The 15,415-nt window shown below is 74.6% G+C and carries 7 protein-coding genes; 5 read left to right on the top strand and 2 right to left on the bottom strand.

Going from position 1 to position 15,415, the window contains the following annotated elements:
* Nucleotides 1–383 precede the first annotated feature (383 nt).
* The 4 genes from AGRA3207_RS21755 (at nucleotide 384) to AGRA3207_RS21770 (ending at nucleotide 5,488) form a co-directional block, all read left to right on the top strand.
* Nucleotides 384–659 (top strand): hypothetical protein, encoded by a 276-nt coding sequence (locus AGRA3207_RS21755; RefSeq protein WP_231328882.1) that lies wholly within the window; start codon nucleotides 384–386, stop codon nucleotides 657–659.
* Nucleotides 660–752: 93 nt separating this feature from the next.
* Nucleotides 753–995, top strand: a complete 243-nt coding sequence (locus AGRA3207_RS21760) for a TFIIB-type zinc ribbon-containing protein (RefSeq protein WP_231328883.1) — start codon at nucleotides 753–755, stop codon at nucleotides 993–995.
* Between the two features lie 112 nt (nucleotides 996–1,107).
* Nucleotides 1,108–2,892: a fatty acyl-AMP ligase gene (locus AGRA3207_RS21765; protein WP_231328884.1), complete on the top strand. Its 1,785-nt coding sequence runs from the start codon at nucleotides 1,108–1,110 to the stop codon at nucleotides 2,890–2,892.
* A gap of 31 nt (nucleotides 2,893–2,923) precedes the next feature.
* A complete protein-coding gene (locus tag AGRA3207_RS21770; protein WP_231328885.1) occupies nucleotides 2,924–5,488 on the top strand; it encodes an MMPL family transporter in 2,565 nt (854 codons plus the stop codon).
* 31 nt (nucleotides 5,489–5,519) lie between these two features.
* Here AGRA3207_RS21770 and AGRA3207_RS21775 read toward each other — a convergent pair whose 3' ends face one another.
* Together AGRA3207_RS21775 and AGRA3207_RS21780 are read right to left on the bottom strand one after the other, a co-directional pair.
* Entirely contained in the window at nucleotides 5,520–6,752 is a 1,233-nt protein-coding gene (locus AGRA3207_RS21775) for a glycosyltransferase (protein ID WP_231328886.1), read from the bottom strand.
* Nucleotides 6,753–6,762: 10 nt separating this feature from the next.
* Nucleotides 6,763–8,322, bottom strand: coding sequence for an MFS transporter (locus AGRA3207_RS21780; protein WP_231328887.1), 1,560 nt, complete (start codon nucleotides 8,320–8,322; stop codon nucleotides 6,763–6,765).
* 351 nt (nucleotides 8,323–8,673) lie between these two features.
* On the opposite strand from AGRA3207_RS21780, the gene AGRA3207_RS21785 reads away from it, so the two are divergent.
* Nucleotides 8,674–15,387 (top strand): type I polyketide synthase, encoded by a 6,714-nt coding sequence (locus AGRA3207_RS21785; protein WP_273699587.1) that lies wholly within the window; start codon nucleotides 8,674–8,676, stop codon nucleotides 15,385–15,387.
* Nucleotides 15,388–15,415: the final 28 nt, after the last annotated feature.

Here is a 15,415-nt window from a genome sequence, read left to right on the forward strand (position 1 = left end):
ACGAGTGCCAGAGGCCGGGTAGCGGACGGTGCGTCCCCGAGAAGCCGGCCCTCGTGCCGGGCTCGGGGTGCCCTCGCGGGGCGTGCGTCAGTAGCAAGCCGGTGGAGAAGCCCCGTTCCAAGCCCCGGAAGTGTCACGGCAAGGGCTGCCAGAGCGCCAAGCCCAAGCCCAAGGCTCCCGCAGCGGGTTGCAAGGGGAAACACACGTGTCCTGCGGGGTCGTCTGGTGGGAGCGGCAAGCCGTCCCATAGTGGTGGCTCTCCTAAGAGCGCGCCTCGGCCGTGCAAGGGGGCGTCCTGCCACGGCACGAAAACGCACAGCCAGACGGACGTCGTGCCCGATGGGCCGGGGGAGCCTGAGACCGACAGCGCGGAGGAGCCGGAGATGCTGAGCGCGCCGTCCGCGCCGGTGGTGCTGCCGCCGCTGAACGCGCCTGGGGCGGCGAGCCCGGAGCCGCGGCCGCGGACGGTGGCCGGGGAGAGCCGGATGACCCTGATGTCGCCGGTCGCGGCGGACGGCGGGGACGGCACGGACTGGGCCGTCGTCCTCGGGTTCGTGCTGGTGGCGGAGTTCGGGTTGCTGTGGGGCGCGGCGTGCGCGGTGCTGTGGCGGCGGCGGGCCGCGTTCGAGCGGGCGATCGGCGAGGCCGACGGAGAGTGAGTGCCGGTATCCGTAAGTCGTGATGAATGAGCGGACGTGTCAGTATGCTGAGCGGCTGACAGTGAAGGCGCCGTCACGGACAGGGGTTCCGGCATGTCAGACGCGACGCTGCGGTGTCCGAAATGCGAAGCGGGCCTCGGCACCCACGAACGGCACGGCGTGGTGATCGAGGAGTGCGAGGGGTGCAAGGGCGTGTTCCTCGACCGGGGTGAGCTGGAGCAGCTCATCGAGGCCGAGAGCCGCTACCTGGCCGAGCTCCCCGCCGCGGCGGGGACGGGATACCAGGGCCGGCACCGGCGGGGGATCATGGAAAGGATCTTCGCCGGGGAGAAGTAGCGCCCGGCGGCACGGCGTCCCGGGGTTGCCACGCGGTACCTACCATCGGGTAGCTTCCCTCCATCGGTGTGCCTCCGATGGCTCGCGTGGCCGGTCCCCCCGGGAGAGATCAATGGCATTGGGCTCGCTGCTTCCGGAACTCCTCCCGGGCGGCTCCGGCCGCACCCCGCTGATCGGGCGGCTCGCCGGATGGGCGCGGGAGAGGCCCGGCGCCCCGGCCTTCACGTTCGCCGACTACTCGCTCGACCCGTCCGGAGCGAAGACGACGCTGGGGTGGGCGGAGGCCGACCGGCGGGCGCGGGCGATGGCGGCGGCGCTGCGGCGGGTGGCCGGGCCCGGGGAGCGGGCGGCGCTGCTGCTGCCGCAGTCCCTCGACTACGTGACGGCGATGCTCGGCGCCCTGTACGCGCGTGTGGTCGCGGTGCCGCTGTTCTCGCCCGACCTGCCGGGGCACGCCGACCGGCTGGCCGGCGCGTACTCGGACGCGGCGCCCGCGGTGGCCGTCACGACGCGGAGCGCGCTGCCGCACGTGGAGAAGTTCCTCGCCGACCGTGACGTCCCGCGGCCGGAGGTCGTGCTCGCCGACGAGGTCGATCCCGGGGCGGCGGACGGGTGGCAAGACGAGCCCGTGGGCTTCGACGACCTCGCCTACCTGCAGTACACCTCGGGATCCACGCGGCGTCCGGCGGGCGTGCGGATCACCCACGGGAACATGACGGCGAACGCGGCGCAGCTGTGGGCGGGGTGGGCGCCCGGCAGGCCCGATCCCGAGCTGGTGAGCTGGCTGCCGCTGTTCCACGACATGGGGCTGATCGCGACGGTGGCGCTGCCGCTGGCGCACGGCGACCACGCGATCTTCACCGATCCGGTGTCGTTCCTCATGAACCCGATGCGGTGGATCGAGCTGATCGCCGAGCGTCCGGGTAAGAACGTGTACACCGCCGGGCCCAACTTCGCTTACGAGTACGTGGGGGCCAGGGCGTCGGAGGAGCGGCTGTCGGGCCTCGATCTGTCCGGGCTGACGACGTGCCTGAACGGCGCGGAGCCGATCCGCACGTCCACGCTGTCGGCGTTCGCGGAGCGGTTCGCGGACGCCGGGCTGCGGGCGGGCGCGCAGGCACCGGGGTACGGGCTGGCGGAGGCGACCGTCTTCGTCACCGCGGCGGCGGAGGACCGTCCCCCGAAGGTCATCACCGTCGATCGGGAGGTGCTGGCCGGTGGCGCGCTGCGGCTCCGCGCGGACGGGGCCGTCCCGCTGGTGTCGTGCGGGCGGCCGTCCGGGCAGATCGTCGCGATCGTCGATCCCGGGACGCGCGCCGAGCAGCCGGACGGCCGTGTCGGGGAGATCTGGGTGCACGGTCCCAACACCGCGGCGGGCTACTGGCGCGACCCCGAGCTGTCCCGGGAGACGTTCGGCGCGGAGCTGTCCGAGCCGGGCGCGTTGCCGTCCGGGCCGTGGACGAGGACCGGCGACCACGGTGTCGTCCACGAAGGTGAGCTGTATGTCACCGGCCGTATCAAGGATCTGATCATCGTGGACGGACGGAACCACTATCCCCAGGACATCGAGATGACCGCGCAAGAGGCGCACCCGGCCGTCCGCCCGGACCATGTCGCCGCGTTCGCGCTGCAAGGCGAGGAGACCGAGAGGCTCGTCATCGTGGCCGAGCGCAACAGGCGTGTCCCGATCGGACGGCTCGACCTCCGCGAGGTGGAGTCGGCGGTGCGCGGGGCCGTCAACATCGAGCACGAGATGAGCGTCCACGAGTTCGTGCTGATCGAGCCGGGCGGCGTCTCCCGCACCTCCAGCGGGAAGATCGCGCGCGCCGCCACCCGGCGGCGCCACCGTGACGGCGCGCTGCCGACGACCGCGGCCCGCCTGGCGTCGCGCCGGTAGCGCCCGGCGGGCGCGGAACGACGGGAGGGACATGCTTGCGGGGCTGGGACGGCTGATCCACCGGCGGCGCCGGACCGCCCTGGTGCTGATCCTGGTGCTCACCGTGGCGGCCGGCGCCTTCGGCGTGGGCGTGTTTTCCAAGTTCAAGGCGGGCGGCTTCGAGGACCCCGACGCCTCGTCCACGCTGGTCGCCAAGCTCGGCGGGACCTACTTCGGCAACACCAGCCCCGACGTCCTCGTCCTCTACGAGAGCGACACGATGACGGTGGACGACCCGCGCTACAAGGCCGCCGTCGCCACCGCGCTCGCGGGGCTGCCCAGGGAACGGGTCGCCGAGACCATCTCGTACTGGACGGTCGGCGGTGCGGCCGCCGCCTCGTTCGTGTCCCGCGACCGGCACGGGACGTTCGTCGCGGTGAAGCTGCGCGGCGACGACCGCGCCAAGCTTGAGGGGTTCCGGGCGGTCGAGGACCGGCTGCGGGCGCCGGGCCTCAGCGCGCGGTTCGGCGGCGGCGTCCCGCTCGGCCAGGAGTTCGGCGAGCAGGTCACCGCGGACATCGTGTGCGCCGAGACCATCACGGCGCTGCCGCTGCTGATCCTGCTGACGATCCTGTTCGGCGCGCTCGCCGCGTCCCTGCTGCCGATGGTGGTGGCGGCGTTCTCGATGATCGGCGGCCTGGCCGTCCTGCACGCGGTGACCTACGCCGCGGACGTGACGTCCTTCGCCCTGGAGGTCGTCACGATGATGGGCGTCGGCCTCGCGATCGACTATTCGCTGTTCATCATCAGCCGTTTCCGGGAGGAACTGGACCGCGCCGTGGCGGCGGAGGGCCTGGAACCGGGGAGACCCTGGAAACGGGAACGCGGCCAGGCGCGCAGGGACGTGAAAGCGGCGCACAGGGAGGCGATGCGCCCGCTGCGGGAGGCGGCCCTGGGCGCGACCATGGCCACCGCCGGGCGCACCATCATGGTCTCCGGCGTCACCGTGTCCGCCGCGCTCGGCGGGCTGCTGCTCTTCCCGCAGATGTTCCTGCGGACGATCGGGCTCGCCGGGATCGCGACCGTCGTGGTGGCCGTCTTCGGCGCGACGGTGCTGCTGCCCACGCTGCTGGCGCTGCTCGGCCCGCGCGTCGAATGGGGGCGGATGCCGTGGCGCCGTCCCGGCTCGCAACACGCGCGGAGCGGACGCGGCTTCTGGTACCGCCTGGGCGGCAGCGTGATGAAGCATCCGCTTCCCTACTTCACGGCCGTCCTGGTCGTCCTCGGCGTGATGTCCGTCCCGTTCCTGAACGTTCAGTTCGCGAGCCTCGACGCCCGTGTCCTGCCCAAGGACAGCCCTACGCGGGCCGTGGCGGAGACCGTCAAGCACGACTTTCCCAACGGATCGTCCGAGCCCGTCGACGTGGTGGTGTCCGGGGACCTGATCCCGCGCGACTGGAAGCCCACCCCCAAGGGCGGCAACATCCCGCCCTACCTGGAGGACTTCCGTAGGAGGCTGGGTTCGCTTCCCGGGGTGACCGGTGCGCAGTTCACCGGCTACTCGGGCGAGTACGGGGGCGTGCGCATCTCGGTCACGCACAAGTACGAGCCCATGGACCCGCGCGCGCAGGATCTGGTGAAGACCGTGCGGGAAATGCGGCTGTCCCAGGACGGCCGGCCACTGCACGTGGACGTCGGCGGCATCACCGCCGCGCAGATGGACCTGATGTCCAGCCTTATGCGCACCTTGCCGAAGATGGCGGTCGCCGTCGGGCTGGCCACGTTCGTCCTGTTGTTCATGTTCTTCGGCTCGGTCGTGCTGCCGCTGAAGGCCATCGTGATGAACGTGCTGTCGATCGGCGCGTCCTTCGGCGTGATCGTGTGGGGCTTCCAGTACGGGCACCTCGCCGGGCTCCTGGACTTCACGCCCACCGGCGGCGTCGAGGCCACCAGCATGATCCTTATCCTGGCGGTCGTCTTCGGGCTGTCCATGGACTACGAGGTCTTCCTGCTCAGCCGCATCCGCGAGGAATGGGACCGCACCCACGACAACCGCGTCGCGGTCGCGTCCGGCATGCAGCGCACCGGCGGCGTCATCACCAGCGCCGCGCTGCTGTTCCTCGTCGTCATCGCCGGGTTCGGCATGGCCGGCATCACCGTCGTCAAGCTGATCGGCGTCGGCATGTTCGTCGCCGTGGTCGTGGACGCGGCGCTGGTGCGGTCCCTCCTCGTCCCGGCCACGATGCGGTTCATGGGAGCGGCCAACTGGTGGCTTCCGGGCCCGCTCGCCGGCCTGCACGCCCACGTCGACCTGCGCGAACGTGCCGACCTGCGCGAACGTGCCGACCTGCCCGGTGTCCCGGCGCCGCCGCCGCCCCCGCTCCCGGACGACCGGCCCTTCCCCTACGCCCTGCGCTGGGAGCGCCCGCCCGACGAGACGCCGCCGCCCGACGCGGATGAGGTCGCGCCGCCGCCTGAAGACGAGGCCGCCACGTGGGCGCCTTGGGCGGACGGCCGTCCGCAGCCGCGTCCCGCTCCGGTGGACAACGCGAAACGCGAGATCGTCCCGTCGCCGGACGGCGCGGGCTGGCGCTGGCGGAGAACGCCGGAAGCCTGAGGATCGAGGTGAGCCGTCCGGTTCGCCCGGCTCAGCGGAGGAGGGAGGCGAGGACCTCGCGGGCGCGCGCGCTGCCGTCCTCGGCCTGGAGCCGGACGGCCACGGACTTCGAGCGTTCGGCCATCCCCGCGTCCCGCACGGCGCGCCGGATCCGCGCCGCCAGCCGGGGGACGGTCAGGTCGCGGAACGGCAGCGGGCGCGGCCCGGCCCCCAGCGCGGCGACGCGCCCGCCCCAGTACGGCTGGTCGCCGAAGAACGGGCACACCACCGACGGGACGCCCGCGCGCAGCCCGGCGGCCGTCGTGCCGGCGCCTCCGTGGTGCACGACCGCGGACGTCCTCGGGAACAGCCACGAATGCGGGACGTCCCGGACGGCGAGGACGTGCTCGTCCGAGGTCTCCGGGTCGCCGTGCACCACACCGCGGACTCCGGCGAGACGCAGCGCGGCCCGGACGACCTGGCCGGTGAGCCGCGGGTCCCCGGGCACCATGCTGCCGAAGCCGACGTAGACCGGCGCGGGTCCGGCCGCGAGGAAGTCCGTGACGTGGCCGGGTGGCTCCCAGCCGGGCTCGTCCAGGAACCAGTAGCCGGTCATGGTGACGTATGAGGGCCAGTCCCTGGGACGGGGCACGACCACCGGGCTGAAGCACGCCAGCACCGGTGCCCTGTCGTGACGGGCGCCGCGGACCGGCAGGCGGGGAAGGCCGAGCGTTTCGTCCCGCCACGGGTTGATGAACGGACGCGACAGCTGCCACGCGATCTGCTCGACCGCGTGGTAGCTGGCCCGGTTCGCCCAGGGGCCGAGCGTCCGCGCGCGCGCCACGAGCGGATGCGGGAACGCCGCCGTGGGCTGGCTCGGCTGGAAATGGATCAGCGCCCAGGGGACGCCGAGGTGCTGGCCGATGTGCTCGGGGAGGAAACCCAGCGTGGGACCCAGGACGAGGTCGGCTCCCTTGCAGGCGTCCAGGCATTCGGCGAGCAGGCGCTCGGCCATCGGCCGGAGGATGCGCCGGAACCCGGTGAGGAACCGCACCGGGTCGCGTCCACCGGAGAGCAGCTCCTGGCCCGCGTCCGATTCGAGGATCTCCACCGGGTCCGCGGTGAGCGGCGCGAGCTCCAGACCCGCGGCGGCCACCAGCGGCGCGTACCGGGCGCTTGCGACCAGGCACACCTCGTCGCCTCGCGCGCGCAGTGCCCGCCCGAGTGCCGCGCAGGGCTGGACGTCCCCGCGCGACCCCGCGGAGAAGATCACGATCCTGTTCACCGCCGCCTCCTCACCAGATGTCGTCGCGCGGGGCCGTCCGCGGGCCGCCCGCCGGGTCGTCGTCCGGGACGTACGGCTCGTGCCGGCCTTCCGGGGGCGCGGGCCGGTGGTGTGGTGTCCCGGTCCAGGTGAACTCGTCTGGGGTTTTGGCGGGCTCGGTCCTCGTCCGGACGGTGATCGGCGGATCGCGCGGCGCCGGGACGGTGGCCGGGACGGCGGCGGCGACGGCGACGGCGGGCTCCGGCCGTGGGCGCTCGCGCCGGGCCCTGCGGGGAAGGGTGAACCCGCTGACCAGGCCACCGGTGAGGACGACGGCGGCGCCGAGGACGAGGGCGGCGGACGTCCCGTCCCGGAACGTCTCCAGTTCGGCGGGGCCCGCGCCCTCCCGGGGAACATGATCGACGAGCAGCCCGAGGACGGCGATGCCCAGCGCGCCGGACGCCTCGCGGACGACGTTGATGACGCCCCCGGCGACGCCCGCCCGCTCGTCGGGGACGGCCTTCAGCACGTACATCACGAGCGGCATGCCCATGGCGGCACCGGCACCGACGATCAGGACGCCCGGCATGAGGTCGGCGTAGCCGTCGCCGCTGCGGATCGTGGAGAACAGCACCATGCCGGCCGCCATGAGGGCGAGGCCGCCGCCGACGGCGGCGCGGGGGCCGACCCTGACGGCCAGCCAGAACGCGACGGGGGTCAGCGCCATGATCGCGATAGCGGGGGGCAGCAGGACCAGGCCCGCGCGAGGCGGGGAGAAGCCGAGGAAACGCTGGAGGAACGTCGCCGAGTAGAAGATCATCCCGTTGAAGCCGATTCCGTACAGCATCTGCGACAGCAGCCCGCCCGCGACGACCCGGTCGCGGAAGAGGCCGAGGTCGACCATCGGGTCGGGGGCCCAGCCCTCGACGAGGACGAAGCAGGCCAGCGCGGCGGCGGCGAGGGCGAGCACGGCGAGGACCCCCGGGTCGTCCCAGCCGTGCCGGTTCCCGCTCTGCAGGCCGTAGGTGAGGGCGAACAGCATCGTCGCCGAGACGAGGACGCCGGGCAGGTCCACGCGGGCGCGGCGGTCCCCGCCCTCACCGGTGAGGACGGCCAGGCCGAGGAGGATCACCAGCACGCCGGGCACGACGTTGACGAGGAAGATCCAGCCCCAGTGCCACTGCTGGACGATGAACCCGCCGACGGCGGGGCCGAGGGCGGTGGCGCCCGCCGCGGCGCCGACCCAGACGACCGTCCCGAGGGAGCGCTCCCCGTCGGTCCGCCCGACGGTGACCATGACCTGCGTGGCGGGCAGCGCGAGCGCGGCCCCGGCGCCCTGCGCGACGCGGGCGAGGATCAGCGTCGCCGGGTCGGGGGCCAGGCCGCAGACGGCGGACGCGGCGGTGAAGACGGCCATGCCCGTGACGAAGGTGACGCGGCGCCCGTAGACGTCGGTGAGCCGCCCGCCCGCGATCATCAGGCAGGAGAACGTGAGGATGTAGCCGGTCGCGACCCAGTCCTTCGCCCGGTCGGACATGCCGAGGTCGCGCATGATGACGGGCAGCGCGTTCGCGACCACCGTGTTGTCCATGGTGATCATGAATGCGCCGACGGCGACCACCGTCAGCGTCCACCGGTATCGGCCGCGGGTCACTGTCCGCCGGCGGGACGTCCCGATCGCCTCGGGAATCCGCCGTTTCCTCCTTCAGCCTCGGATGGCCACTGTCACCACATGTTGGTGTCCGGTCACTCAGACGAGTGTGCACCCCGGGACCCCACCATCCCATCGAGCCACAATGACTACTTCCGAGTCTTGTCATCACCGTGACAAGCGGGCGCGGAGAAACGTGGCCTGGATGCGCATCGTGGGCCGGTCACCGTGGGCCAAGGTGGTCCCTTCGCGTCGATGAACGGTCCCGGTCTCGTAGGGGGAACCCACGGCATGGAGAGCAACGGTCGTTCCGGGTCCGCCCCGTCCGGGAACGGCCTCCAGGTCGGCGAGGAGGCGCTCCGCCGGTACCTGATCGAGCAGATCGCGTTCCGCTCCCGGATCCCCGCCGCCGAGGTCGACCCCGGCCGTCCGCTGGAGGAGTTCGGCCTGGCCTCGCGGGACGCCGTCGCCGTCGCGGGCGAGCTGGAGCGGATGCTCGGCCGCGTCCTCCCGGCGACGCTCGTCTGGGACCACCCGACGATCGACGGCCTCGCGGCTGCGCTCGCCGGATCCCCCGCCCGTCCCGGCCTACCCGCGTCGCCCGGGTCCTCGCCCGCACCCGCGCCTGCGCGGTCGCCGGGGCCCGCCCCCGCCGGGGAGCCCATCGCCGTGATCGGCGTCGGCTGCCGCTTCCCCGGCGGTGACCGCGACCTCACCGGCCCCGAGGACTACTGGCGTTTCCTGACCGGACGCGGCGACGCGATCCGCGAGGTCCCCGACGGCCGCTGGGACCCCTTCGACGACGGCTCCCCCGAGGTCGGCGACCTGCTGGCGAGGACGACGCGCCTCGGCGGGTTCCTCTCCGACGTCGCCGCCTTCGACGCGCGGTTCTTCGGCATCGCCCCGCGCGAGGCCGCGGTCATGGACCCGCAGCAGCGCCTCGTCCTGGAGGTGGCGTGGGAGGCGTTCGAGCACGCGGGCCTCGCCCCGGCGTCGCTGCGCGGCAGCCGCACCGGGGTGTTCGTGGGCGTGTCGGCGCCGGAGTACGCGGCGTTCACCGCGTCCGACCCGGCCTCGCTGGAACCGTTCACGGCGACGGGCGCGGCGCTCGGCATCGTCGCGAACCGGCTGTCGTACCTGCTCGACCTGCGCGGCCCCAGCATGATCGTCGACACGGCGTGCTCGTCGTCGCTGGTCTCCACGCACCTCGCGGCGCGGGCGCTGCGCGCCGGGGAGGCGGACGTGGCGCTCGCGGGCGGCGTGAACCTGCTGCTGTCCCCGGCCGTCACGATGACGTTCGACCTCGCGGGCGGGACGGCGGCGGACGGGCGCTGCAAGCCGTTCGACGCGTCCGCGGACGGGATGGCCCGCGCGGAGGGCTGCGGCGCGGTCGTCCTGAAGCGGCTGGCGGACGCGGTGCGCGACGGCGACCGTGTCCTCGCCGTCGTCCGCGGCTCCGGGGTGAACTCCGACGGGCGCTCCAACGGCCTGGCCGCGCCGAACCCCGAGGCGCAGCGGGCGCTGCTCCGCGAGGTGTACGCGTCGGCGGGCGTCGGCGCGCACGGCGTCGACTACGTGGAGGCGCACGGGACCGGCACGTTCCTCGGCGACCCGATCGAGGCGAGGGCGGCCGGCGAGGTGCTGGGCGCGGGCCGTCCCGAGGGCGAGCCGCTGCTGATCGGCTCCGCCAAGTCCAACCTCGGGCACCTGGAGTCGGCCGCGGGCGCCGCCGGGCTGATCAAGGCCGTCCTGGCGCTGCACCACCGGGTGATCCCGCCGAGCGCGCACTACACGGAGCCCAACCCGCACATCCCGTTCGATGACCTGCGGCTCGCGGTCGTCACGGACAACACGCCCTGGCCGGAGCGAGGACATCCTGCGCGCGCAGGAGTGTCGGGTTTCGGATTCGGCGGGACGAACGCGCACGTCCTGCTGGAGGAGGCCCCGAAAGCGCGGGAACGTCCGGGCGGACCCGCCGCCGTCCGGACGTTCCCGCTGTCGGACGTCGCGGACGACCGCGTCCGCGACCACGCGGCGGTGCTGGCCGGGTGGCTGCCGTCCCGCGACGACGTCGCGCTCGCCGACGTGGCGCGCACCCTGCACCGGCGCGACGGACGCGGCCGGGCCCGCGCCGCCGTGGCCGCCCGTGACCGCGCCGGGCTCGTCGCGGGGCTGACCGCGCTCGCCGAGGGGCGCCCGCACCCGGGCGCCGTCACCGGCACCGCGCTCGGCGCGCCGCGCCGTCCCGTGTTCGTGTTCTCCGGGTACGGCGCCCAGCGGGCGGGCATGGCGCGGCTGCTCCTGGAGGAGGAGCCCGCGTTCGCCGAGGCCGTCGACGACCTGGACGAGCTGTTCGCCGCCGAGGGCGGCCCCGCCCTGTGGACGATCCTCGACGAGGGCCGCGATCCCGGCGATCCCGCCGCCGCGATGTCGGTGATCTTCGCGGTCCAGGTCGGGCTGGCCCGCGTGTGGGCGTCGTACGGGGTCACGCCCGGCGCGGTCATCGGCCATTCGATGGGCGAGGTCGCCGCCGCGGTCGTCGCCGGGGCGATCGGCGTCGAGGACGGCGTGAAGGTGATCTGCCGCCGCTCCCGCCTGCTGGCACGGCTCGTCGGAGGCGGCGCGATGGCGGTGCTCGGCGCGTCCGCGGACGAGGTCGCCGCCCTCACCCGCGACCTGCCCGGGGTGCACGCGGCGGTGTTCGCCTCGCCCGGGCAGACCGTCGTGACCGGCGACGCCGCGCAGGTCGCCGAGGCCGTCGCGCGGGCGGAGGCGGAGGGACGGCTCGCCCGTCCCGTCCGGGCCGAGGGCGCGGGCCACTCCCCGCAGGTCGATCCGCTGCTTCCCGAGTTGCGCCACCGGCTCGCCGACGTCGGTCTCGACGCGGGCACCCCGCTCGCCCCGGGTATCGCGCTGTACACCACCGCCTTGGAGGACCCGCGCGCGCTCCTGGGCGGGGCCGTCCCGCTGGACGCGGAGTACTGGGCGGTGAACGTCCGCGCGCCCGTCCGGCTGACCGGCGCGGTGACGGCGGCGGCCGAGGACGGGTACCGGACGTTCGTCGAGGTCAACGCCCATCCACTGCTCGCCCACGCGGTCAGGGAGACGCTGGAGGGCACCGGCGCCCTCGTCACGCACACGCTGAAGCGGGCGCCGAAGGGCCACGACACCGACGACACCCTCACCTTCCACACGCGCCTCGCCGAGCTGGCCGCGCACGGTCACGCGGTCGCCGGACCCGCGGACGGGCAGGTCGTGGACGTCCCGCCGTCGCCCTGGCGGCACGAGCGGCACTGGGCGGACTTGCCGCCCCGCTCGTCCGCCCTCCGCGACGCGCACCCGCTGCTCGGCGCGCACGTCGAGCTCCCCGGGGAGGACCGGCACGCCTGGCGAGCGGACGTGGGCCTCGCCGCCCAGCCGTGGTTGCGCGGTGCGACCGTCCACGGCCTGCACGCGCTGCCCGCCGCCGCGTTCGCGGAGATGGCCCTCGCCGCGGGCGCCGCCGCGCTCGGCACCGGCGCCGTCCGCGTCAACAGCCTGTGGATGGAGCGGCCGCTCGCGCTCGCCGACCACACGACCGTCACCACGACGTTCGACGAGGCCGCGCAGCGGGTCGAAGTCCACGCGCTCACCCCGGCGGGCACCTGGACGCGTCTGGCCAGCGCGGACGTCGGCGAGGACCACCGGACCCCGGCCGCCGCCGGTGCGGGCGGCGTGGAAGTAGCGGGCGCCGAGCGCGGCAGCCGCCACTACCGGTTGCACCCGGAGGTGTTCGACCGCTGCCTGGCGGTGCTGTGCTCCGAGGCGGCGGCCGACGGCGAGGTGTGGCTGCCGGAGACCATCGGCGTCCTCCGCGTGCACGGGCCGACGCACCGCGGCGGCCGCGTCCAAGCGGAGATCGTCCACGTCGGCGACGAAATATGCGGTTCCGTCCGGCTCGTCGGGCCGGACGGGCAGATCCTCGCCGAGGCGGACGGGATCGTCCTGCGCCGCGTCAGGCGGCACGACGTTCCGGTGCCGCTCGCCGACAAGCTCGTCGGGCTCGTCTGGTCGGAGAACGACCTCCCCGCCACGACACCGGACGGCGGAGGCACATGGCTGCTGCTCTCCGACGAGGAAGACGCGCTCGCCTCCGCGACCGCCGCCGGCCTGGAAGCGCGCGGACGCCGCGTGATCCGGCACGCGCCCGCGACATGGCCGCCCGGACACCCCGAGCCGGGCGACCCGGTCGACGGGGTGGTCCTGGTCCCGCCGGCCGACCTTGTGGACGAGACGCTTGTCCTCACTGTCGCCCAGGTGAGCCGCACCTTGCCCGACGGGCCCCGCCTCTACGTGGCGACCCGCAACGCGCTGCCCGTCCGCGACGGCGAGGCGGGAGAGCCCGGCCACGGGTTCGTCAGCGCGCTCACCCGCGTCCTGGCGTTCGAGCGGACCGCCCAGAAGGCCACCCACATCGACGTGGACCGCCCCGCCGACCTCGTCGAGGAGCTGCTGGCGGACGCCGACGACCGCGAAGTCGCCTGGCGCGCCGGCCACCGGTACGCGGCGCGGCTGGAGCGGGCCGTCCTGCCCGCCCCGGAGGGCAGGCCGCGGCGGCTCGTCCGGCGGGGCGGCGCCTATGTGATCACCGGCGGGTACGGCGGGATCGGGCTGGTCACGGCGCGGCTGCTCGCCGACTGCGGCGCCGGGCGGATCGTCCTGTCCGGACGGCGCGGCCCCGGCCCCGCCGCCGAGAAGGTGATCGCCGCGCTCCGCGAGGACGGCGTGGACGTCGCCGTCGTGCTCGGCGACATCGCCCGCCCCGGCACCGCGGAACGCCTGGTCGCGGCCGCGCGGGAGGGCGGCGCCCGGCTGTGCGGCGTCGTGCACGGCGCGGGGGCGGCCGACGACCGGCTGATCGCCGACCTCGGCGCCGAGGATCTCCACAGGGTGTGGACGGCGAAGGCCGACGGCGCGCGGCGGCTCAGCGAGGCCACCTGGAACCTCGACCTCGACTGGTTCGCCGCGCACACCTCCGCCGCCGCCCTGCTCGGCTCACCCGGCCAAGCCGCCTACGCCGCCGCGAACGCCGCGGTCGACGCCCTGGCCGCCTACCGCCGCGCCCGCGGGCGCCCCGGCACCACCATCAACTGGGGCACCTGGTCACAAACAGGCGCCGCCGCCAAAGCACTAGCCGAGTCGGCCCCCGCCCCCGCCCGCGCCACCAGACCAACACCCGCACCCACCGCCGTGCCCGTGCCCGCGCCCGTGCCCGCCCCCGAGACGGCGTCCGCACCCGCCCTCGCAGGCGCCGCCGGGACGACACCCGCACCCACCGCTGGCGCCGCCGCGGCCGGTGCCGCGCGCGCCGTCGGCGCGCCTGCCTTCGCCGTGATCGATGCGATCGGCCCGGCGGAGGGCGCCGAGGCTTTCGAAGCGCTGATCGTCCGCGGGACGTCCGGGGTGGGCGTGCTCCGGTTCGACCCGGCCACGGCCGTCCGCCTGTTTCCCGAGATCCGCGGAATGCCCTACTTCGCGGCGCTGACGGACGCGGCCGGAGGGCAGGACCCCGGCGACTGGCCCGGCGTCGAGGCGCTCGGCGCGCTCGACCCGGCCGCCGCCCGTGCGATGGTCATGGCACGGATCGGGGAACGGGTCGCCGCCGTCCTCGGCTTCGACCCCCGGCGCCTCGACCACGCGGCCCCGCTCACCGACCTCGGGCTGGACTCGCTGGTCGCCGTCCGGATCAAGAGCGGTGTCGAGCACGACCTCGGGCTGACCGTCCCCGCGTCCCTGCTGCTCCAGGGCGCGAGCGTGACCGCCCTCGGCGAGTGGGCCGCCGCCGGGCTGGGCCTTGTCGCCACCGCGCCGTCCGCCACCGCGAACGCCGGGGCCGGGTACGTGATGCCCCGCGACGCCGCCGAGCGTTTCGCCGTCCGCGTGTTCGAGGACGTCCTCGGACTCGACCGCGTCGGCGTCACCGCGGGCTTCTTCACCGACCTCGGCGGCCGCGACCACCACGCCGACGAGGTCGTCGCGCGGGTCGTCGCCGAGACCGGCGGGGAGGTGACCCGCGGCCGGTTGTTCGAGGTCCCCACCGCCGAGCACGTCGCCGCGTTCATCCGCGACGCCGACGAGGAGGCCGCGCGGCGGACCGTCCGCCCGCTGCGCGCCAGCGGCGGCCGCCGTCCGCTCTTCGTCGCGCACCCGGCGGGCGGCACCACCGCCTGCTACCGCGGGCTCACCGTCCTGCTGGGCGACGACCAGCCCGTCCTCGGCCTGGAGCGCTTCGAGGACGCCCCGTCCGTCGAGGAGCGCGCCGCCCGGTACGTCCGGCATCTCCAGGAGACGCAGCCCGACGGTGCGTTCCGGCTCGGCGGATGGTCGTTCGGCGGCGTCCTCGCCTACGAGACGGCACGGCGGCTCACCGCGGCGGGACGCGACGTCGAGCTCGTCGCGCTGTTCGACGCGGGCCTGCCGCTCCCCGTGGACGACGAGTCCGACACCCTCGCCCGCCGGTTCGCCGCTTTCGCCGGATACGTCAATGAGACGTACGGGCTGGACGTCGCGCTCACCTACGAGGAACTGGCCGGGCTGGACGAGGAGGCGCAGTTCGCGCTGGTCATGGAGCGGGCCGCGCCGCTGGTGGACCACATCCCCCCGGCCGCCCTCGCCCACCAGCTCACCTCCCACCAGGACACCAGGTCCCTGGAGGCGTACGACCCCGGCCCCTACGACGGCCGCGTCATCCTCTACCGCGCGCCCGAGGAGACCCCCTGGGCGGTGAAGGACGCACGGTACGCGCTCGACGGGACCAACGGATTCGGCGGACTCTGCTCCGACCTGGAAGTTATCGAGATCCGCGGGGCGCACCACCTGAACCTGCTCGACCCGCCGGGAGTGGACGTCCTCGCCGCCGACCTGGCCGACAGGCTCGCCGGACGCCCCGAACCCGCCGCAGCGCCCGCCGCCACACCCGCCGTCAAGCCCGACGCCTCCCGGAGCCCGGCCGCTCCGGCACGCTGAAGGATCCCGCCCACACGGAGGACACTCC

The sequence above is a fragment of the Actinomadura graeca genome (assembly GCF_019175365.1).
Classification (GTDB): Bacteria; Actinomycetota; Actinomycetes; order Streptosporangiales; family Streptosporangiaceae; genus Spirillospora; species Spirillospora graeca.

Coding starts and splice junctions, on each gene's coding strand:
- AGRA3207_RS21755 (WP_231328882.1), top strand. CDS start 384: ATGCTGAGCGCGCCGTCCGCGCCGGTGGTGCTGCCGCCGCTGAACGCG.
- AGRA3207_RS21760 (WP_231328883.1), top strand. CDS start 753: ATGTCAGACGCGACGCTGCGGTGTCCGAAATGCGAAGCGGGCCTCGGC.
- AGRA3207_RS21765 (WP_231328884.1), top strand. CDS start 1,108: ATGGCATTGGGCTCGCTGCTTCCGGAACTCCTCCCGGGCGGCTCCGGC.
- AGRA3207_RS21770 (WP_231328885.1), top strand. CDS start 2,924: ATGCTTGCGGGGCTGGGACGGCTGATCCACCGGCGGCGCCGGACCGCC.
- AGRA3207_RS21780 (WP_231328887.1), bottom strand. CDS start 8,322: ATGGACAACACGGTGGTCGCGAACGCGCTGCCCGTCATCATGCGCGAC.
- AGRA3207_RS21785 (WP_273699587.1), top strand. CDS start 8,674: ATGGAGAGCAACGGTCGTTCCGGGTCCGCCCCGTCCGGGAACGGCCTC.